Source organism: Paenibacillus sp. CF384, from assembly GCF_900106745.1.
In the GTDB taxonomy this organism is placed as follows: domain Bacteria; phylum Bacillota; class Bacilli; order Paenibacillales; family Paenibacillaceae; genus Paenibacillus_Z.
The window spans coordinates 71,397-92,330 of record NZ_FNNV01000022.1; the positions used below are offsets into that span (position 1 = coordinate 71,397).

At 52.4% G+C, this 20,934-nt stretch carries 19 protein-coding genes; 17 read left to right on the forward strand and 2 right to left on the reverse strand.

The window, feature by feature from the left end:
• Positions 1–5: 5 nt before the first annotated feature.
• The 7 genes from BLW29_RS27200 to BLW29_RS27235 all read left to right on the forward strand — a co-directional run bounded on the left by BLW29_RS27200 (position 6) and on the right by BLW29_RS27235 (position 8,294).
• Entirely contained in the window at positions 6–1,115 is a 1,110-nt protein-coding gene (locus BLW29_RS27200) for a nucleotidyltransferase domain-containing protein (protein WP_090985609.1), read from the forward strand.
• A gap of 984 nt (positions 1,116–2,099) precedes the next feature.
• A complete protein-coding gene (locus BLW29_RS27210; protein ID WP_090985613.1) occupies positions 2,100–3,113 on the forward strand; it encodes a sulfonate ABC transporter substrate-binding protein in 1,014 nt (337 codons plus the stop codon).
• Positions 3,114–3,148: 35 nt separating this feature from the next.
• Entirely contained in the window at positions 3,149–4,294 is a 1,146-nt protein-coding gene (gene ssuD, locus BLW29_RS27215; RefSeq protein ID WP_090985615.1) for an FMNH2-dependent alkanesulfonate monooxygenase, read from the forward strand.
• Positions 4,295–4,306: 12 nt separating this feature from the next.
• Positions 4,307–5,104, forward strand: coding sequence for an ABC transporter permease subunit (locus BLW29_RS27220; RefSeq protein WP_090985617.1), 798 nt, complete (start codon positions 4,307–4,309; stop codon positions 5,102–5,104).
• Positions 5,074–5,898 (forward strand): ATP-binding cassette domain-containing protein, encoded by an 825-nt coding sequence (locus BLW29_RS27225; RefSeq protein WP_090985619.1) that lies wholly within the window; start codon positions 5,074–5,076, stop codon positions 5,896–5,898. Before BLW29_RS27220 ends, BLW29_RS27225 begins: the two co-directional genes overlap by 31 nt.
• Before the next feature lie 161 nt (positions 5,899–6,059).
• Entirely contained in the window at positions 6,060–6,881 is an 822-nt protein-coding gene (locus tag BLW29_RS27230; protein ID WP_090985621.1) for a DUF6492 family protein, read from the forward strand.
• Positions 6,882–6,917: 36 nt separating this feature from the next.
• Positions 6,918–8,294: a sugar phosphate nucleotidyltransferase gene (locus BLW29_RS27235; RefSeq protein ID WP_090985623.1), complete on the forward strand. Its 1,377-nt coding sequence runs from the start codon at positions 6,918–6,920 to the stop codon at positions 8,292–8,294.
• Positions 8,295–9,037: 743 nt separating this feature from the next.
• Here the strand turns inward: BLW29_RS27235 and BLW29_RS27245 are convergent.
• Entirely contained in the window at positions 9,038–9,958 is a 921-nt protein-coding gene (locus BLW29_RS27245) for a glycoside hydrolase family 113 (protein ID WP_090985663.1), read from the reverse strand.
• 238 nt (positions 9,959–10,196) lie between these two features.
• On the opposite strand from BLW29_RS27245, the gene BLW29_RS27250 reads away from it, so the two are divergent.
• The 4 genes from BLW29_RS27250 to BLW29_RS27265 all read left to right on the forward strand — a co-directional run bounded on the left by BLW29_RS27250 (position 10,197) and on the right by BLW29_RS27265 (position 14,175).
• A complete protein-coding gene (locus tag BLW29_RS27250) occupies positions 10,197–11,555 on the forward strand; it encodes an ABC transporter substrate-binding protein (protein WP_090985626.1) in 1,359 nt (452 codons plus the stop codon).
• A gap of 110 nt (positions 11,556–11,665) precedes the next feature.
• Positions 11,666–12,550, forward strand: coding sequence for a carbohydrate ABC transporter permease (locus BLW29_RS27255; protein ID WP_090985628.1), 885 nt, complete (start codon positions 11,666–11,668; stop codon positions 12,548–12,550).
• Positions 12,551–12,553: 3 nt separating this feature from the next.
• Complete coding sequence (locus BLW29_RS27260) at positions 12,554–13,384, forward strand: carbohydrate ABC transporter permease (protein ID WP_090985632.1); 831 nt, start codon at positions 12,554–12,556, stop codon at positions 13,382–13,384.
• A gap of 38 nt (positions 13,385–13,422) precedes the next feature.
• Positions 13,423–14,175: a response regulator transcription factor gene (locus tag BLW29_RS27265; protein ID WP_090985634.1), complete on the forward strand. Its 753-nt coding sequence runs from the start codon at positions 13,423–13,425 to the stop codon at positions 14,173–14,175.
• A 53-nt stretch (positions 14,176–14,228) separates the two neighbouring features.
• Here the strand turns inward: BLW29_RS27265 and BLW29_RS27270 are convergent, their stop codons facing one another.
• Entirely contained in the window at positions 14,229–15,119 is an 891-nt protein-coding gene (locus BLW29_RS27270) for an AraC family transcriptional regulator (RefSeq protein ID WP_090985635.1), read from the reverse strand.
• Between the two features lie 143 nt (positions 15,120–15,262).
• Between BLW29_RS27270 and BLW29_RS27275 the strand changes: the two genes are divergently transcribed.
• From BLW29_RS27275 to BLW29_RS27300, 6 genes are all read left to right on the forward strand, one after another.
• Complete coding sequence (locus tag BLW29_RS27275; protein WP_090985637.1) at positions 15,263–16,042, forward strand: phytanoyl-CoA dioxygenase family protein; 780 nt, start codon at positions 15,263–15,265, stop codon at positions 16,040–16,042.
• Between the two features lie 117 nt (positions 16,043–16,159).
• Positions 16,160–16,342 carry a PT domain-containing protein gene (locus tag BLW29_RS32190; RefSeq protein WP_143044472.1) on the forward strand — a complete coding sequence of 61 codons (183 nt, stop codon included), beginning with the start codon at positions 16,160–16,162 and terminating at the stop codon, positions 16,340–16,342.
• A gap of 380 nt (positions 16,343–16,722) precedes the next feature.
• A complete protein-coding gene (locus tag BLW29_RS27285; protein ID WP_090985641.1) occupies positions 16,723–17,469 on the forward strand; it encodes a hypothetical protein in 747 nt (248 codons plus the stop codon).
• The gene (locus BLW29_RS31570; RefSeq protein WP_090985643.1) at positions 17,466–18,923 is read left to right on the forward strand and encodes an efflux RND transporter periplasmic adaptor subunit; all 1,458 of its coding nucleotides are present in this window, start codon (positions 17,466–17,468) and stop codon (positions 18,921–18,923) included. The genes BLW29_RS27285 and BLW29_RS31570 overlap by 4 nt, the downstream gene beginning before the upstream one ends.
• Positions 18,923–19,654 (forward strand): ABC transporter ATP-binding protein, encoded by a 732-nt coding sequence (locus BLW29_RS27295; RefSeq protein WP_090985645.1) that lies wholly within the window; start codon positions 18,923–18,925, stop codon positions 19,652–19,654. The genes BLW29_RS31570 and BLW29_RS27295 overlap by 1 nt, the downstream gene beginning before the upstream one ends.
• The gene (locus tag BLW29_RS27300; RefSeq protein ID WP_090985647.1) at positions 19,620–20,792 is read left to right on the forward strand and encodes an ABC transporter permease; all 1,173 of its coding nucleotides are present in this window, start codon (positions 19,620–19,622) and stop codon (positions 20,790–20,792) included. Before BLW29_RS27295 ends, BLW29_RS27300 begins: the two co-directional genes overlap by 35 nt.
• Positions 20,793–20,934: the final 142 nt, after the last annotated feature.

Sequence of the window (20,934 nt, forward strand, 5' to 3'; positions counted from 1 at the left end):
ATACCATGCTTCATGTATTCGACGTTGCACAAACGCTAGTTAATCATATACGCGAGCGTTACTCGGAGGATGTTGCTCTTATTGCCTATTACGGATCGTACGCACAAGGGACAGCGACAGCTCGATCGGACTTGGATTTCTTCTTCATTCCTGCATCCGGCAGAGGTTACGGTGCCAGCGTCCAGTTTGTGCTGAACGACATCAGCTTTGATTTCTGGCCGATCAGTTGGGAACGCGCGGAACGAATGGCGAAATTCGAGGAGCAGAATACGACGATCATCGCCGACTGCGAAATCTTGTATGTTCGTTCCGAAGAAGACCGCACGCGATTTCTTCAACTGAGCAAGACTATCGCTGAACTCCCCCAGCAGGCACAGACGTTCATCGAGAAGGCGGAGTCTGAGCTGAGGGAAGTTTATGTGCATCTCTATAAAATGACTCGGCTTCATGAGGACGACATTTCAGGCTGCCGGACCGAAGCCCACGGTATATTAAATAAGCTCGTATATACGCTCGCTCTGCTCAATCGTACCTATATGACAAGAGGCTGGGGGAAGAATCGAGAGCAGCTGCTGAACTTCTCGCTGCGACCGGCTCAACTGGAAGAACAGATCGAAACGATATTGAGCGCTTGCTCCTGCGCGGAAATTCGGGAAACCTGCGAGCAGCTTACTGCGGAGATAGCTGCCTTATGGACGGAGCAGAGAGATACTCTCGCAAGCGCCTCTTCCTATCCCGAGCGTGCCAAAGGTTTCTACGAAGAGGTCAAAGGGATATTCGATAAAATTCGGACAGCGTGCGAGAAGAACGATTATACGACAGCTTCCTATTGGTCAATTGGCGTACAGGATGAAGTTGCCCGGTTTCTATACTATTTTGAGAAGGGAATCTGGCCCGAGTCATTGGCGTCCGGTTTAGCCTATCAATCCTTCTATAACGAAGCGGGCTTACCCAACTTGTTAGCGCTTCTAGACCCTCTTGATCTAGTCCCGCTTCATGATGCTGTCGTGCGTTTGGATCAGCTTCTCGAGCAATATCTTCTGTCCCGAGGGGTAGCGATTAACCGATTTAACAATCTCGGTCAGTTTGAACAATTTCTGAATGAGCGAGTTTAGGTTACTTGTCGAGGCAACGCATATCAGGCTGACCGCTCTAAGCAATCACGGCGGCACGGAACCATTCCAGCTGATTAGTTTGTGGCTGGTGTATGTTTAGTAGAGGGTTAGGAGTGCCGAGCCGCGTGAGAAACGCGCTCGGTATTATGTTGTATAGGACAAACATGGAGCGATGCGATCCCCCGAATCCGATCCGCGATAGCTCTAACGAATCGTACAGGGCTTATATGCCCCAAAATAGCTCTTTAAAAATTCTAACGAATCGTGGAGACGCTATTTGGCGGTTTGAGGCTGATTTGGAGCTGGATTTCCCAGAATAAGACCTCTACGATTCGTTAGATTTTCAGTGGCCAGGAATCCGGTCCAATAAGGCTCCTACGATTCGTTAGAATTTCATGAAAAGCGCTAACGAACCGTGAAGGCGTTAATTGGCGGTTTGTGGAGGAATTGGAGCCCATTTCGCCAGAATAACGCCTGTACGGTTCGTTAGATTTTCAGAGGCGGGAGAATCGGCTAAATAAGGCCCGTACGGTTCGTTCGATTTTCGGGACGAGTGGATAGCGGCCGTGGCGGGGAGGGACAACGGTTAACGGATAGCGGTAGCGGAGGCAGTGGGCAACAGTAGCGGGCAATGGACAGCGGACAACGGACAAATGGACAACGGTAACGGGGGCAGCGGACAGTGCACCACACATTAATCGTCGGATACAACAGATTCGATTTGCAAAAATGTAGTGGTGGCGCAGGGGATCAACACTGTGTCATTTTGTGAATGAGTCTCCATTTTTAAAAAAAAGGCTTGCCCCATATCCAATTCATAGTTGACTTATCGGATTAATGTGTATATCATAAAACCAACAACAAATAGCAAGAAGCCTACCGGACAACCGGAGGTTTCCATAGCCGATACTCCTTTATGGGGATTGGACTGTGGGAGCCTCCGGTTTTTGGTTTGCATTCCAAGAGAAAAAGGGGTTTTGAAAGATGACAACTGCCACTAAATCGCTGCGAGCCATCAGCATGCTCGCGATCTCACTTCTAAGCTTCGTCCTTTTCTTATCTGCATGCGGCAAAGAGGCAAACAACGCCACGACGACTACTGGAGAAACGACGGAAACAACAACAGATGCCCCTAAAACCACCAAAGAAATTCATATCGGCTATCAGAAATACGGCACGGTTAATATTCTCAAAGCGCAAGGGACGCTGGAGAAACGCTACGAGTCCGAAGGGTATAAAGTGACGTGGACGGAGTTCCCGGGCGGCCCGCAATTGCTTGAAGCACTCAACGTCGGCAGCATTGACATCGGGCATACCGGAGAAGCACCGCCGATCTTCGCGCAGGCAGCCGATACACCTCTTGTCTATCTGTCCCATGAACCTGTTAGCCCGAAGAGTGAAGGCATTATCGTACCGAAGGATTCCAAGATTACGACACTCGCCGATCTGAAGGGGAAGAAGATCGCCCTAAACAAAGGCTCCAATGTTCACTATCTGCTGGTCAAGGCGCTTGAGAAAGCAGGCGTGGATTACAAGGATATCACGACTGTATTCTTGAAGCCCGGCGACGCCCGAGTTGCGTTCGAGAACGGAAGCGTAGATGCATGGGTCATCTGGGATCCGTTCCTGGCTGCGGCTCAGACGGCAACGGGAGCGAAGCTGCTCACGGATGGAGAAGGACTTGTATCGAATATCGAATTCTATCTGGCTTCTCGTTCATTCGCAGAAGCGAACAAACCGGCAATCGATTCATTCATCGACGAGCTGAACAAGGTTGACGAGTGGTCCAAAGCCAATCAGAAGGAAGTGGCGGCGCTCCTGTCACCGCAGCTGGGCATCGATATTCCGTCCCTTGAACTGGCATCGGGACGCAGAGATTACGGCGTCTTGCCAATCGATGATGCCATTATCGAAGCGCAGCAGAAGATTGCAGATACCTTTTTCAACCTGCAATTGATTCCGAAAGAAATTACGGTTAAGGATGCCACACTAAAATAATCGAACATGCGAATGTAGATGAAAGGGTGATTGAAATGGAAGTATTCTGGTTTATTCCGACACATGGAGATGGGCGTTATCTGGGTTCTGCTGAAGGAGCCCGCGCCGTTGATGCAACGTATATGAGGCAAATCGCGCAAGCTGCAGATCGACTTGGTTATAGCGGTGTTTTACTACCGACAGGGAGCTCATGCGAGGATGCGTGGGTAGTGGCTTCTTCGCTCATATCGGCTACGGAGAAGCTGAAGTTTCTCGTTGCCCTGAGACCGGGCCTCATGTCACCGACCTTATCGGCCAGAATGGCTGCCACGTTCGATCGACTTTCCGGAGGGAGATTGCTCGTCAATGTCGTGACAGGGGGAGACCCGGTAGAGCTGGCGGCAGATGGCTTGTTTCTCGGGCATGATGAACGCTACGATTTGACGTCGGAGTTCCTGGACGTATGGCGCAGGGAGCTCGCGGGAGAAACGGTTGATTTCGAAGGCACTCACCTGAAAGTGGAAGGCGGCAAAGTTCTTTACCCGCCGGTTCAGAAACCATATCCACCGCTCTATTTCGGCGGATCATCGCCAGCTGCGCAGGAAGTTGCAGCTGACCATATCGACGTCTATCTCACTTGGGGCGAACCCCCGCAAGAAGTAGCGGAGAAGCTGGATCGTGTTCGTAAGTTGGCGGCAGAGCGAGGCCGCGAGGTTCGTTTTGGCATTCGGCTGCATGTCATCGTCCGCGAAACGTCCGAAGAAGCTTGGAAGGAAGCCGATCGCCTAATCAGCAAAGTCGATGAAGAAGCGATAGCAGCGGCCAAGAAGGTATTTGCCCGTTACGATTCGGAAGGGCAGCAGCGGATGACGCGCCTTCATGGCGGAGATCGAAGCCATCTTGAAATTTATCCAAACCTGTGGGCAGGTGTAGGCTTAGTCCGCGGTGGAGCTGGAACGGCGCTCGTAGGCAATCCCACTGAAGTGGCTGCGCTGATGCAGGAGTATGCTAATCTCGGCATTGATACGTTTATCCTATCAGGTTACCCGCATCTCGAGGAAGCCTACCAATTCGCAGATCTCGTGTTCCCTCTGCTACCCTTAAATCGAGCAGCAACGGTGCACGGCCCGACATCGACCAGTCCGTTCGGCGAGCTTATCGCGAATGCGATCAAGCCGTCGGAACGAGCGCCGGTCAGCTAGGAGGGAAAGCAGATGAAGAGTCCAGCAGATAACAAGTGGAAAACCAGAACGCTATCCGTAGGACTTGAATGGATCATTCCGATTCTGGTCGTGGTGCTGTGGCAATGGCTTGGAAGCGTGGGATGGATATCCTCCCGCATCTTGCCGACACCGGTATCTGTACTTGAAGCAGGCGCTAAGCTCGTGCGAAGCGGAGATTTGTTCATCTATATCGGGGACAGCACACGACGTGCATTGATTGGTTTTGCCATTGGCGGCGGCATCGGTTTTGTCCTGGCCATTCTGAACGGCTTGCTTCCATTATCGGAGAAGCTGACGGATTCCAGTATCCAGATGATTCGTACGATCCCGCATTTATCCCTTATTCCGCTTATCATCGCTTGGTTTGGCATTGGCGAGCAAGGTAAAATTTTTCTGGTCGCGCTGGGAGTAGCTTTCCCCATCTATCTGAATACGCTCCACGGCATAAGATCGATTGATCCCGGTTTAATCGAGATGGGACGGACGTATGGTTTGAGAGGGTATTCCCTATTTCGAACGATTATTTTCCCAGGTGCGCTTCCGTCCATCCTAGTCGGCCTTCGATTCGCGCTCGGCATTATGTGGATTACGTTAATCGTATCCGAAACGATATCCTCGAACAGCGGTATTGGCTACATGGCCATGAATGCCCGTGAGTTCTTCCAGATGGATGTCGTCGTGCTCAGCATCGTCATCTATGCGTTGCTCGGCAAGCTCTCGGATTGGATGGCAAAGCTGATGGAAAGGAGCTGGCTGAAATGGCATTCGCACTTCCGTCCAGGAAAATAAGCATCGAACCCGAAGGGAAGACGCCTCTGGTCGTGCACGAGGCATCTCGCGGACTTCAAGTAGACGTTCGGAATGCCGGCGTACGTTTCGGCGATCTCGCGGTTCTGCGGGATTTGGATTTGTCCATCCCGTCGGGACAATTCTTAGCGGTAATAGGCAGAAGCGGCTGCGGCAAGAGCACGCTGCTGCGGCTGCTCGGTGGCTTGGAAGCCGCATCGCAAGGTTCAGTTAAGTTCGGCGGAACAGCGTCCACCGGATTAAACTCGGATGTGCGAGTGATGTTCCAAGATGCTCGGTTACTGCCTTGGAAAACGGTGCTCGATAACGTTCGGATTGGCGTGCCGGGCGGTGACCGCGGCAAAGCCATGGATGCGCTGGAGCTCGTTGGACTCGCGGATCGTGCGAAGGAGTGGCCGTCTGTGCTGTCGGGAGGTCAGAAGCAGCGCGTTTCACTGGCAAGAGCGCTCGTCGGAGATCCGAGCCTGCTGCTGCTGGATGAACCGCTCGGTGCGCTCGATGCGCTTACTCGAATCGAGATGCAGCAGCTGATTGAGCGTCTGTGGAGGGAGCGGCGATTTACTGCCGTCCTCGTGACGCATGACGTCAGTGAGGCCGTTGCGCTAGCCGATCGAGTGGTGCTGGTGGAGAACGGCACCATTGCGCAGGATGTCTCCATTGCTTTGGCACGCCCTCGCGAGAAGGACAGCGGATTTACTCATTACGAGAATACGATATTAAACCGAGTCCTTGCGAGGCGGCCGCCGGATGGCGATCGCAATGGATTTTCGATTTAAGAGGATAAGGACATAAGAGGACAAGGACTGACCCTGTTAGAGTGCAAACTCTGCTGGGTCAGTTTTTTTATAGTCTTCAAGGCAGGTATGGGGATGCCTAGTCCAATTATTCTCTATCCGCATATCATGATCTCATTACTTGCTAAAATGGAGATGAAGCGATGTCAGCCCCTATCAAGAGCAGAGCTAGCAACGCCCGAATAGATGTCCTGATTCCGGCAATCGAGAAGGATTTATCGACGCTGCCTTACGTCATTGATGCTGTGCGCAAACAGGTAAAGCATCCCATTGGCCGCTTTATGATCGTAGCTCCGAACCGAGTCCGAATGCGGAATTTATGCAAGCGCAAGAGATGCACGTTCGTCAACGAGAACAGGGTGCTTCCGATTACGAAGAGAAACATCAACTATCGCTCCAAGAAGTGGGAACGGTCGGGGTGGATGTTTCAGCAGTTGTTAAAAATGGGCGGGGACAGATTATGTACCTCGAAATACTTCCTGGTTATCGACGCAGACACCATCTTAATTCGGCCTCATGTATTCCGAACCGGCAAGAAGACGTTGTTCTATACGCGCAGCTGGAGCCAGCCAGAATATTTCCGAACCTATCGCAAGCTTATGGGAAAACGAGCCGCATCGCCTACCTCCTTCGTTGCCCACTACATGCTGTTCGAGAAGGCAAAGCTGCGGCAATTGAAGCGGACGATTGCAGCGAAACACGGAATGAGCTGGTACTCGGCAATCCTGCGGAAGATGGACAAAACCAAGCAGTTTGCCTTCTCTGAATTCGAGACCTACGGCAACTTCCTTTATGCGCAGAATCCGGGCGGGATTGCTCGCAGGAAGGCGCTGAATAAGAGTCTATCCACGAATATTGCACGAATGACGCCTAACCAATTGAAGAGGCTGGCTAAGAGCTATCGCTCGCTCTCTTTTCATAAACGGAAAGGTTATTCAAGAAAAGCGGCTGGGAAGCGGAAATGATGCTGCTTCAATCCAATTCGAGGGGGAGGCATGTACGTGCGGATTGTTCTACTGGGCGGCGGCTCGGGAAAGAGACTCTGGCCATTATCGAATGAGATTCGTTCGAAAATATTTCTAAAGCTTCTGCCCTCGAAGGATGGCGGTATGGAATCGATGATTCAGCGGATCTGCAGACAATTGGGGGAAGCGGGTTTTCTTTCACATACCTCGATCGTAGCGCATCAGAGCCAAGCCGAAATTATGCAAAATCATATCGGTGACGAAGTCCTCTTCCTGGCAGAACCTCATCGAAGGGGCACCTTCACGGCGGTTGCCTTGGCCGTGACTTATTTGCATGCCAAGCTGCAGGCAGCGCCGAATGAAACGATATGCGTGATTCCGGCGGATTTGTTTGCAGAATCGGATTTCTTCAGCCTGTTGAGCCGGTTTCCTGAAATCCTCAAACAGTCGGGCTCGGAGCTCGCTTTGCTTGGAACAACCCCTAGTCATCCCTCCAGCCAGTTCGGCTACATTGTTCCAGCGCCGCATCAAGATCCAGCTGATAAGGACTACTTAGAAGTCGCTCATTTCGTGGAAAAGCCGGATGAGGAGACCGCGCTGCGCCTCATCGGCAGTCAGGCGATGTGGAATTGCGGCGTGTTCGCTTTTCCGTTGTCCTTCATGCTCACTGGTCTGCAAAGCAGGGGATTGCCGACTGATTATGACGAACTGCTAGCCTGCTACGAGCAGCTGCCTGAAGCGAGCTTCGATGTCGAGATCGTGGAGAAAACGCAGCCTGTCGTCGTTCTCCCATTCCGTAATATGTGGAAGGATTTAGGCGACTGGAGTGTGCTGCCGAACTATTTTGGAAGCAGTGTCGTTGGCCTTGGGGAGATCTCCAGCGATTGCGTGCATACGCATTTGGTGAACGAGCTTGCCTATCCTATTCATGTTCTGGGCGTTTCGAATATTATTGTAGCGGCGAGTGCAGATGGGATTCTCGTTGCCAATAAGGACAAATCCAACCAAATCAAGAAGCTTCGCAGCAGTCGGCAACAGCCGATGTACGGAGAGAAAAGATGGGGGACCTATCGGGTATTGGATCAATCGAAGACAGGCGGCGGCCTACTGGAAACGTTGACGAAGAAAGTAGAATTGCTGCCCGGGAAACATACAAGCTATCATTCGCACCAGAAGCGGCAAGAGATATGGACCATTATTAGTGGTCAAGGAGAGTTCATCTTGGAGGGCGTCAGTACAGCTATTCAAACCGGAGACGTTCTGCAAATTGCTGCCGGTGCGAAACATGCCATCAAAGCCATTACGCCGCTTGAATATATTGAGATCCAGATCGGGACGGAGCTCGTTGAAGCAGACATTATGCGGTTGGTCGTGACCTGGGAGGAGATTATTCGGTATTGCTCGAACGGGTGAGTGAGGTGGCTTGTTCGGTGTGGAAGGTGCTTGCTGGCTTTTGCGGGGGAGCGTGTATGGGAGTTGCTAGACTCCTCCGGACGCAAGGGAAGTTGCCTAAACGCCAGGAGCAAAGGACAATGCCTAGACGCCGTTGCGCTAACGAACCGTAGGGGCCTTATTCGGGCGAAAATGGCTGCTTTTCAAATCTAACGAACCGTGGAGGTCTTATTGAGGGGAATCGGAGTGATAGGGGGCAGCTTGCCACCAAATAAGACCCATGAGGTTCGTAAGAATTTCAGACCAGGTTATTTGACTCCAATAAGACCTGTACGGTTCGTTAGCGTGAAACACTGTCGAGTGGGCCGGCGCCTTCACTGTGAAGTTTCGGAGCGGAGTGGAGATTTAATATGAATAGCAGCGCTGACGGAGCGTGGGCCTTGGTAGGAAAGAAGCTGAGAGTCGGGTTTTGCGACTCTCAGCTTCTTTATCTGGCGTATTGGCCGTTGAGAGTCGGGTTTTCCGACTCTCAGCTTCATTATCTGGTGTATTGGCGGTTGAGAGTCGGTTATTCCGACTTTCAGCATCCCGCGGGAATGAGATCAGGTTAGTTTGATTGCTGAGAGTCGGATTTTCCGACTCTCAGCATCTTTATCTGGCGTATTGGCGGTTGAGAGTCGGTTTTACCGACTTTCAACATCCAGCGTGAACGAGAAGTGGTTAGTTTGGTTGCTGAGAGTCGGGTTTTGCGACTCTCAGCCTCTTTAAATTACCGTCTTCGCGCTATAGTAGTCGCGGACGACTGCTTCGGCCTGCTTGCCGTACATACAATAGTCCTTATTAGCCGCCGCGTCCTCCGGCTTATACAACTTGGCCGGCCAATCCCACAGCATGAAGCCCTCTACCCAGCCGCGCTTGTCGCAATGGCTGAACATGGCTTCGTAATAGCGCGCTTGCACATCCTCGCTCGCTTCGCCCGGCAAGCCCCAGTCGTTCGGCAAATGCTGCGAACCCTCGCGGCTTGGGCAGCCTGCTTCCATGAACATAAACGGCTTGCCGTGCTGCTTCACGACACCTTCGATTCGGTCAAGCTGCTCCTCCCAAGTGTCGATCGGATAGTAGCCGCTGGACGAGATCACATCCACCGCATCCCACCAGCTCACCTGATTCTCCTGATATTTGTCGCAGTTGTAGGTAATGACGCCGGAGTAGACAAGCCTTACCTCCGCGATCAAAGCGCGCCACTCCGCAGCCCGCCGATCGGTTTGCACCATTTCGCAGCCGACGCACAGCATCTCGCAGCCGGTTTCCTCCGCCATCTGCGCGTAATGGAGCATGAAGCGGGTATACGAAGCGAACCACTCCGACCACTTCGGCTCGCAGGGGACATCCACGTCGAAGAAGTTAATATGTGCGCGCCAAGTGCCGTTCGCGCAATTGACGACCGGCTTCAGGCAGACTTGCAGGCCAAGCGATTTGGCTTTCTCAATAGCCCAGCGTACTTCCTCATCCGTCACTGTAGGCGCGTCCCCGTACTTAATTTCTGTTGCCTGCGGATGTTCCTGGAGCGCGGCGAAGGTAATCGCCGTCCAATTGACAGCGAGCCCTTCCTTCATCAGCTCCATAGAACGCTCCGCCTGTTCGGTCCCCCAAGTTCCTCTAATTCCGGTCCAGCCCCAGGTCATTCCACCATAGTAGTTCGTCGATTTCTGCACGTCGTCTCGGCCTCCATCTCATTACACTGCTGTTTCATTGCTCCAGTAAAACAAATGCGAGGGCGTGCAGTCAATAGACATTTATCAACCTAGACCAGAAAGTCAATTGAAGACTACAAATCACAATTGAAACCATTTTACCCCCTTAGCGATTGGCTTATAGTTACACATGTAAGCGATATCATAATCGAAACAGGGGGAACAACAAATGAACAAAACGATCTCGTACACGATGATTTCACTTCTTCTCGTCAGCTCGCTGGCTGCTTGCGGCAGCAATAATGAAAGCGCAAACACGAACACGAATGCCGCAACGAACACGGCAAACGCAGATACTTCGAATAATGCAGCGGCAACCAATGATGCAGCAACGAACGACGCAGCAGCGACGAACGATGGCGGAGACACTAAGGCGTTGAGCGGCAAAGTGGTGTTCCTGACCAACCGTACAGATATGGTCGACAAGGAGTACAACGATTACGAGAAACGGTTCGAAGCGAAGTACCCTGGCGTAGACCTGCAATTCGAAGCCATTACCGACTATGAGAAAAACGAGAAAATCCGCATCGCTTCCGGCACCTATCCGGATGTAGTGCTGCTCGGCGGCTTGATTCCGAACTCCGATTATCCGAAATATTTCGCGCCGCTGGATGATATCAAGTTCTCAGGCGACATCTATTTCAAAGATTTCAAATCGTTTGAAGGCAAATCATACGGCATCTCCTCCGGTAACAGCACGGTAGGGATCGTGTATAACAAGAAAGCTTTTGAGAAAGCAGGCGTGACCGCAGTTCCGAAAACATACGATGAATTCCTCGCTGCCTGCCAGAAGCTGAAGGATGCCGGCATCGTGCCGCTCGCATCGAACTTCAAGGACAAATGGCCGCTTGGCGCTTGGTCCGGCGATGTGCCGACGATTATCGGAGCAGCCGCAGACCACCAGAACAAACGCAAAGACACCGACACGCCGTTCACAATGGATAACGTATACGGCAAATCGTGGAGCATCATCCGCGAGCTGAAGGAGAAAGGCTTCCTCGAGAAGGACGTGAACTCCACGAACTGGGAGCAGTCCAAGAAGGATGTCGCGCAAGGCAACTTCGCGATGTACCTGCTTGGCAACTGGGTTATTAACCAAGTTATCGATGCCGGCGCACCGGCGTCCGATGTAGGCTTCTTCCCGTTCCCGGCCGACAACTCCGGTCAAGCCAAAGCACCGCTTAACCCGGATTGGTTCTATGGCGTCAATAAAGACGGCAACGTGGAAGCGGCCAAAGCGTTCGTGCAATGGATGATCGAGGAGTCCGGCTACGATGAGTTCGCAGGCTTCATCCCGACATTGAAGGACAAACAACCGAAGCTTGCGCAGCTGGCTGAATTCAATACGTATAACCCGACTTATTTTGAAGCTGTAGCCGGTGACGACGTGGCGACGCAAATTTTGAATAAAGCTCAAATCGATCAAGATGCGGTACTTCAAGAGTTCGTTCTCTCCAAAAACCCGCAAGCCGTGCTGGATAAAGTGAACGAAGAGTGGGCGAAAGCGAAGAAACAAATCGTGAAATAGCAGTAAGCAAGCCAGAGCTAGAACAATTTTGCCAAGGTGGATCGGCTCTCTCAGCTTCGAGGGGAGGGCCTTCCGCCACAAGGTGAATTGCAGAAAGGAATGATCGCAACATGCTAAGCAACCTATCTTTTAAGAAACAGCGCATCATTATCATTGCCTCCTTCACGATCATACCGCTCCTGCTGCTATTGACCTTCTCTTATTATCCGACGCTGGAGCTGTTTCACCTTAGCTTCACGAATTGGGACGGACTGAGCCCGGATAAAGAATGGATCGGCTGGGACAATTACAAGGAAGTCTTCACCGACCCCGATATCTTCGGCGTGTTTAAGCACAATTTTGCCTACTTCGCTGTAGGAATCGTGCAGAACATCGCGGCCATTTACTTTGCAATCGTCTTGAACGGCAAGCTGAAGGGACGTTATTTCTTCAGACTGCTGCTCTTTTTACCATATATCCTAAACGGCGTGGCGGTGGCGTACCTGTTTGGTTATGTGTTCGACACGACGCAAGGCTCGCTTAATACGCTGCTTGCTGCAATTGGCCTGAGTGGTGAAACGAGCTGGCTCGGCAGTGAATCCTTCGTCAACTACACGCTGGCTTCGATCGGCTTCTGGCGGTTTATGGGCTTTAACATGGTCATCTACTTGGCGGCGCTGCAGTCCATTCCATCCGATCTGTATGAAGCGGCACAAATCGACGGGGCGAACGCGTGGAAACAATTTCTCTTCATTACGCTGCCTAATATTTATAAAATCATCGAGCTCAACCTGTTCCTGACCGTCACTGGAGCGCTTGAAGTATTCGATCTTCCGTTTGTGCTGACGAACGGCGGACCGGCAGGCGCGAGCGAAACTTACGTATTCAAAATCATTGCAACGGCATTTCAATTCAATAATTACGGCTTGGCATCGGCGATGAGCGTCGTGCTTCTATTAATAGTCGTGCTGGTGCTATCGGTTCAGCGTCTGCTCTTCAGCAAAGGAGGGGACTAAGGCATGCGCACGAACAATCCGATTGCATCCACTGCGAAATATTTGACCTTGCTGTTCGCGTCTTTCATGATCGTATTCCCGCCTTACGTCATTATCGTGAATGCCTTCAAGACCAAGGAAGAGTTCCAAACGAAGTCGACGATGTCCTTACCGGATTCGTTCTTCCATTTCGGCAATTTCGTGCATGCGTTTCAGCAGGCGAATATGACGAAGGCTTTTGGCAATACACTGGTTATTGTTGCGGTTACGCTGATTCTGAATATCGTGCTTGGCTCGGCGTTCTGCTACGCGGTTGGGCGGTTTACGTTCAGGTTCAAAGGGTTCCTTGTCGGGCTGTTTCTGATGGCGACGGTCATACCTTCGATTACGACACAGGTCGTGAACTTCAAGACGATTCAATCGATGCATCTGACGAACAACCTGATGGGGCCGATGCTGATCTATATTGGCGCTGATATTTTGCAAATCTACATTTATCTGCAGTTCATTCGTAATGTGCCTTATGAGCTGGATGAAAGTGCGATGATCGAAGGCGCTTCGTTGTTCAAAATCTATACGACGATTATTTTCCCGCTGCTTGCACCTGCGACGGCGACGATCGTGATTCTGAAGACGATCAGCATTTATAACGATATCTACACGCCATTCTTGTATATGCCGACGCCCGAGCTGGTCGTTGTATCGACCTCGTTGATGCGATTCTTCGGCGTGAACAGCGGGGATTGGCAGAGCATCTCGGCGGCCATCATCATCATCATGATTCCGACTTCGCTGCTTTACTTGTTCCTGCAGAAATATATTTTTGCGGGCGTGACGAGCGGTGCGGTAAAATAAGGCTACTTTCGCTTGAGCGGGGAGGGACGGGACGGGCAATGAAAATCATGATCGTGGACGACGAGCAGTTCATCCGTCTTGGCCTCGAGAAAATCATTATGAAGAGCGATGAAACGCATGATGTGATCGGTTCTTTCGGCAACGGCCAGGAGGCATGGAATTTCCTGCTTGGGCATGAGAGCCAAGAGCCGGACGTGCTTATAACGGATATTAAAATGCCGATGATGGACGGGCTGAAGCTGAGCGAGCTTGTGCGGGAGAAATATAAGAACATTACCATTATTATTCTGAGTGGCTTCAGTGATTTTGAATATGCGCGGTCTGCCTTGCGGTTTGGGGTAAGAGACTACTTGCTGAAGCCGGTGGATAAGAGTACGTTGTTCGATTTGCTTGGCAAAATCCGCTCGGAGAAGTGCAGCGCAAGCGGCGCAGCGGTGGAAGATGGGGCGCAGCTGGAGAGCGATCATTATATTATTGATCAGATGAAGGATATTCTGGATCGGGAATATGATAAGAACTTTGAGCTGGAACGGCTGGCGGACAGTGTCGGGATGAATGCGAGCTACATTAGCAGGCTGTTCAAGCACAAGACGTCGATGACGATTACGGATTACTTGATTCAGCTCCGAATAGAGAAGGCGAAGCAGTTTCTGGCCGATCATCCGCATTTGAAGAACTATGAAATTTCGCATCTCGTCGGCTACAGCGACCCGGTTTATTTCAATAAGCTGTTTAAGAAAATGGTCGGTGTGACGCCGAAGGATTATAAGGATAAGCATCGCTGGCCTTAGGGAGGGCGAGAGAGGTAGGGCTAGCCGGACGATTGCGTTCGGCTAGCCTTCTTTTAGTCATGCGGTCTTGCATCGTCTCGGAATTTGGCCGGTGTCACATGCATGAGCGAGTGGAAGGTACGCGTGAAATAATGGACGGAGCCAAAGCCGGTCCGCTCGGCGATTTCCTTGATCGTTAGCTCGGAGTAGCGTAACAGCTCGGCCGCTCTTCGAACGCGCTGCTGGCGAACGTAATTGGTATAGGATTCGTAGACACCAGAAGAGAACAGGCGGGACAAGTGGCGTGGCGATAGATTGATCTGGGCTGCGACCTTGTCGAGCGAGAGCTCGTCATCGTTTAAGTTATCGGTGATGAAGAGCTTTGCCTGCTTCAGCAGTGCAGTTGAACTTCGGCGTGGTATGGCCGCCGGCATATTGCCAGGCTGCATGAGCGGCTTGCAGAATAGGCTGGGCAAAGCGAGTAACAGCGATACAGCAAGCTGCGGCAGCACGGATTCAGGCAGCGAAGGCGTATCGGATTGACGCCGGATCAGTGAGCGCCATAGCTGAGAGGCAGGAAGATCGTCGCAATCGTAGACGATGACGGTGTCCGTCTCCGCCATCGCTTGAAAGGCGGAGCGCACCGCCTCGGAGCTTCCTTTCTCATCGACCTCGAAGGCGACGAAGAGAAGGCTGTTTTCCGGCTCGCCTTGAATGAAATGGGTGATGCCGGGGCGGGAGCAGAACATGGTTCCTTTCTGCAAAGGGTAGGTGACGCCGTCATCGAGATAGGTGCCTTTGCCCCCGAGCACGTAGCAAATTTCAAAGAAGGAATGCTTATGCAGAAAATTGGATGTATGGCGCTCGTGAACGCCCCAGTAGTGAACGGTAAATACCGCTTCGGCTGTTTTGAGCCGCAAGGCGTATTGATTCAGCCACGTGTCGCTTTCCTCCCACATATACATGACTGGCAGGCACCTCCGTACAGGATAATTAGGGATGGCGTGAAAAGACAAAAAGCTGGCTTCAACAGCTAAAGACCGAAACCCCTTGATTCTACTACAATAAGGTCATAGGAAAGCGAATTCACTCATAGGGGGATTGTAACATGATTACAGCTCAGGATGTAGAATTTTACAAAGAAAATGGTTATTTGCTAGTGAAAGGCGTATTCAACAAAGGTGAAATCGAAACGATGCGCAAGGCGGTTGACGGTATTATCGATCGTGCAGCAAGAGCGAATATGGATCACAATGCACAGTGGCAAGGTGACTTCCTGCCGGCTGAAGAATTGAAGAAGCTCGTGCTGAAAGGCTTCCATGACGTGCATTACCACGATGCTTCCTTCCTGCGCGCTTTGTCGCACCCGAATATGGCAGATGTATTGTCGCAAATTATCGGACCGAACGTTCAACTGCATCATTCCAAAATGCTGGTGAAGCCGCCAGAGAACGGTGCCGCATTCCCAATGCACCAGGATCACCCGTACTTCCCGCATGAGCAGCACACGATGCTGGCTGCAAGCGTCCATCTGGACGACGCCGACTTGGAAAATGGCTGCTTGCACGTTATGCCGGGCTCGCACAAATGGGGCGAACTTCCGCACATGGGCAGACATTACCTGAATGCGAAGGAATATCCGGTATCCGATGGCGTGCCTTGTATAGCAGAAGCGGGCGACGTGCTCTTCTTCAACTACTTGACCATCCACGGCTCACCGGCAAACCGCAGCGAGCGTACTCGCCGCAACGTGCTGTTCCAATACCGCAGCGCAACAGACTTCCCATCCAAACAAGAGCACATCAACTGGGGCATGGGCCTCATGGTATGCGGCGAGAATCCAAACTTCAACAAAGCAAGACCGGAATACTCGGTTATTTCGATCTAATCAGAAGCCGGACAGGGGCGATCCTGTCCGGCTTTTTTGTTGGTTGCTCGCTCGAAGCGCGAGTATTGTAACCCGTGAGAACTTGGCTCCCGCGGAAACCGTGCGAATGGCGAGTGAATGGTGTGCCGCGCTCCCCTCGCCAAAGTCCTCACCCCTTCACCTCGTCCCAACCCACCAACCCACCAACCTACCAACCCACCAACCCACCAACCCACCAACCCACCAACCCACCAACCCACAAATCTACCAACCTGCGCTCCCTGTCAGATTGGCTCCACCTTCATAAACATCTCAGTGTGAGAGTCGGGAAAAACGACTCTCAACGGCCAAAACACTAGAAAAAGAAGCTGAGAGTCGGAAAATCCGTCTCTCAGCAATCAAACTAACCAAATCTCGCTCCCGCCGGATGCTGAAAGTCGGAAAACCCGACTCTCACCGGCCAAAACGACAGAAAATGAAGCCGAGAGTCGGAATATCCGTCTCTCAGCAGCCAAACTAACCAAATCTCGCTCCGGCCGGATGGTGAGAGTCGCAAAACCCGACTCTCAACGGCAAACTAGCCAGAAAATTAAACTGAGATTCCCACCAACTCATCAACTTCGCTTCTCTTCACATGGACTTCATTTATGCGTGCTATTGTGAATTACGGAGAACAAATAGAGAGGTGGAATCCTAACCTTATGGATCGTTCCAGTTTGAAATTAATGGCCGCGGCGATGCTGCTGACGGCGATGCTGACGGGATGCGGCTCGCAAAACGACGAGCAGCAGCCGACTAATAACGGACAAGCGGCTGTCGGCGGGTTTAGTGGCGGCGGTGTGAATCAGCCGGATCGAACGGCGGATTTTCTGGCAAAAGTGGTGAAGGTGTCAGGCGATGCGATTATCGTGCAGAAGTCAACGTTATCTCCGGCCGATATGCCGCGCGGAGGCGGTTTCGGAGGCGGCGGTGGCGGGCGTCCGAATCGGGACGGGCAGGCGAAATCGGGCGAAGGCAGAAAAGGTACCGGCAATGCCGCCTCTTCGGAAGGGAATGCGGCCCCTGCCGACAACGGCAATGCCCCACAAGGCGAAGCTCCCCCAACCGACGGCAGCAACGGAGCGGCAGCTAATGCCCCGCAAGGTAACGCAGGCGCAGACGGTGCCCAAGGCGGCAAACGTCAAGGCGGTAGATTCGGAGGCGGCGGAGGCTTCATGAATCAAATGAAATTTGAAGATGCGCAGACAACGGTAGCGGTCGACGCCGACACGGAAATCATAACGATGAGCCGAGGTCAGGATGGCATGACTACCAATGCGCTCAAAGCCGCTGATCTCAAAGAAGGCGACATCCTCACCGTGTGGCTGTCCTCCGATAACAAGACGGCGCAATATATCTCGCTCCGGTTCAATCCGGGCACTCAAGGAAAGGCAGGAAACGGGCAATGAGAAAATGGTGGCTGCTCGGGATCGGCGTGCTGCTAGTTGCGGCCGCAGTAGTGGTTTATATGAAAATGGGCAAGAAGGAGGAGCCGTTAGCGCAGGTACAATCCACCACCCAAGTGGTCAAAGGTACAATTGAGGTGCATGTGAGTGGAACCGGCAGCTTGGCTCCGCTCTACAAACAAACGGTGAAAGCGACCGAGCAAGGCACTGTCGAGAAAATTAACGTCAAAGAAGGCGACATCGTCAAGAAAGGCGACGTGCTGCTGACGATCGAAGGCGTGGACAACTCCGACAAAATCAAATCCGAGAAGCTCAACCTCGAAAGCAAGCTGCTAGACTTGGAGGATACGCAGTCCAAGCTGAAAACAGCGACAGAGGAAAGCGATATTTCCAACATTAAACTAAGCTTGAAGAAACAGCAGCTCGCGATCGAGCAATCCAGAACGTCAATCGCCGACTTGGAAGACGGCCAAGAAGGCAGCACCATTACGGCGCCGATCGATGGCACAGTTACAACGCTGTCTATTGTCGAAGGCGACTCCTTGAATCCTTCAACTGAAATCTTAACCATCGCAAATTATGCCAATTTGCAAATGGTCGTTGGCATCGATGAGCTCGATATCGCCAAGGTCAAAGAGGGGCAGAGCGCAACGATCTCCGTAGAAGCATTGGCAGATCAGACCTTCACGGGCAAAGTAGTCAAAATCGCGGATGAAGGTACAGCGAGCAACGGGGTAGCTTCATTCGATGTTACCGTTGCCCTGGATAAAGCGCAAAATCTCAAGAGCGGGATGTCCGCGGAAGCAAGCATCGAGATCGAGAAGAAAGAAAACACGCTCATGCTTCCAATCGACGCGGTTCAATCATTGGGCAAACGTTACATGGTTATGCTCCCGGCGGGTACGCAAACGGCAAGCACCGGCACTGCAGGCGGAACATCCGCAACAGGTGGCGGCAGATCAGATACAACGACGGATAAAGGTACAGATAAAGCAGGCTCCGGCGATGAGCAAACGCAAGGCCAGGGTCAATCCAGAGGCCAAGGCCAACAAGGCCAAGGAGGTCAATTCAGCGGCCAAGCAGGCGCAGGCACCGGAAGCGGGCAATTCGGCGGTCGTGCGGGTGGCAGAAACGGTGCAAGCAGCCGCTTCGGCAACGGCATTCCAACGATGATTGAGGTCGGAATTCATAATGAAGACTACATTGAAATCCTCTCCGGACTTAAAGAAGGCGACAAAGTGGTGGTGCCGACTGTTGTAGCTTCAACCACTACTAACGGGGCTCAAGCAGGCTTCGCAGGTGCAGCCGGCGGTTTCGGCGGGTTTGGCGGTGGAGGCGGCTTCGGCGGAGGCGGCGGTGTCAGGGTCGAACGCGGCGCAGCAGGCGGAGGCGGAGGTCAGACGCGTACGCAAGGCGGCGGAGGCGGTGGAGGCACCGGCGGCGGAGGAACACGCTAATGGAAGCCAAACGTGAACCACTCATTCATATCGAGAATTTGTCCAAATTGTACAAAATGGGCGGAGAAACCGTCCACGCACTCACTGATATCTCGCTGAAGGTCGATTATGGTGATTTCATCGCGATCATCGGTCCGTCAGGTTCCGGCAAGTCGACACTGATGAACGTCATCGGCTGCCTGGATGCGCCGACAGAAGGCAAGTATTGGCTCGATGGCGAGGAAGTGAGCCGACTCCGGGAGAATAGGCTTGCTGAAATTCGCAACAGCAAGATCGGGTTTATTTTTCAAGGCTTTAATTTGCTCAATAAGCTGTCTGCCCTTGAGAATGTCGAGCTTCCGCTCATCTACCGGGGCATCCCTGCGAAGCAGCGCAAGGAGCAGGCCATCGAAGCGCTCACCAAGGTCGGACTCGAAGAGCGCGTCAAGCATAAACCGAGCGAGCTGTCCGGTGGACAACAACAGCGCGTCGCGATCGCAAGAGCTTTGGCGGGCAACCCGCCGATTCTGCTGGCCGATGAGCCGACCGGAGCACTCGATACCCGTACCGGGGTCGAGGTTATGGGGCTGATGAAGGAATTGAACAAGCAAGGACATACCATTGTCCTCATTACGCATGATACGGCCATTTCGCAGCAAGCGCGGCGAGTCGTGCGCATTCAAGACGGTCAAATCAGTGAAGAAGGCGGTGAGAGACGTGAACGTCAGTCAAGCCTTCAAAATGGCGGCTAAAAGCATCCTTTCCAACAAAATGAGATCGCTGCTCACGATGCTGGGCATCATTATCGGGGTAGCGGCCGTCATTGCTTTGGTCGGTGTCGGCCAAGGGACAACGAAGCAGGTCACCGATCAAGTGCAGAGCTTAGGCACCAATCTGCTCACGGTCAATATTACGGGGCGCGGCTCCAAGACGACCGTGGACTATAAGGAAGCGGAGGAAATTACGGCGAAGGACGACATCGCTTTTGCCGCTCCGATTAATCAGTCGAATGCGACCGTCAAGAACGGGAGCGAGAGCACGTCAGTCAGCGTAGTCGGTACGACAGAAGACTACTTGGACGTGAAGGAGTATGATGTGGCGGCAGGGCGGTTCGTCGCGCAAATCGACCTCGATTATTATCAGAAGATTGCGGTGCTGGGATCGACGACGGCAACGGATCTGTTCGGTACGACAAACGCGGTCGGGCAGACGTTTCTGATAAACGGGGTACGGTACAAAGTTGTCGGAGTGCTGGCATCCAAAGGTAGCTCGCTCACAGGCTCCAACGATGAGGTAGTTGTTATCCCAATCACAACGGCAGAGAGATTGTTTAAATCCAAAGGGGTCAAAACAATCAACGTGCAGGTAGCGGACGCGGACAAAATGGATGCCGTCGTAACCGAGCTGGAGACAGCGCTGACGAAGAAGTTCCGCGGCGATACGGACAGCTTCCGCGTATTCAACCAGCAGGATCTGCTCGATTCCTTCAGCAGCATCTCGGATACGTTGTCGCTCGCGCTTGGGGGCGTTGCGGCGATTTCCCTGCTTGTTGGCGGCATCGGCATCATGAATATTATGCTCGTGTCCGTTACCGAGCGGACACGGGAAATCGGCATTCGCAAAGCGATCGGCGCGAAGAAGCGGGATATTCTCACCCAGTTTCTTATCGAGGCCATCGCCTTAAGCGGACTGGGAGGTCTGCTCGGCGTTGGCATTGGCGTAGGGGCTTCGCAGTTGTTGTCCAAGGCGATGAGCATGACCGTCGTCTTGTCGATGCCAATCATAGGCTTGGCATTCGGCTTCTCGGTCTTCATCGGCGTGGTGTTCGGCTTGTTCCCGGCGAACAAAGCATCCAATCTGCGGCCAATTGAAGCACTGCGATTTGAATAGCTCGCAAGAGGAGTGTGCAGGCGAGAGGGGAAGCCTTCTTGCCGGCTCTCCTCTTTTTTATATCCATGCCGTCTATTTATTATATTTACGATAGGGATTCAACTCCGATAAAGTAGCCTTATGGATGTCTACTACTAGAAAG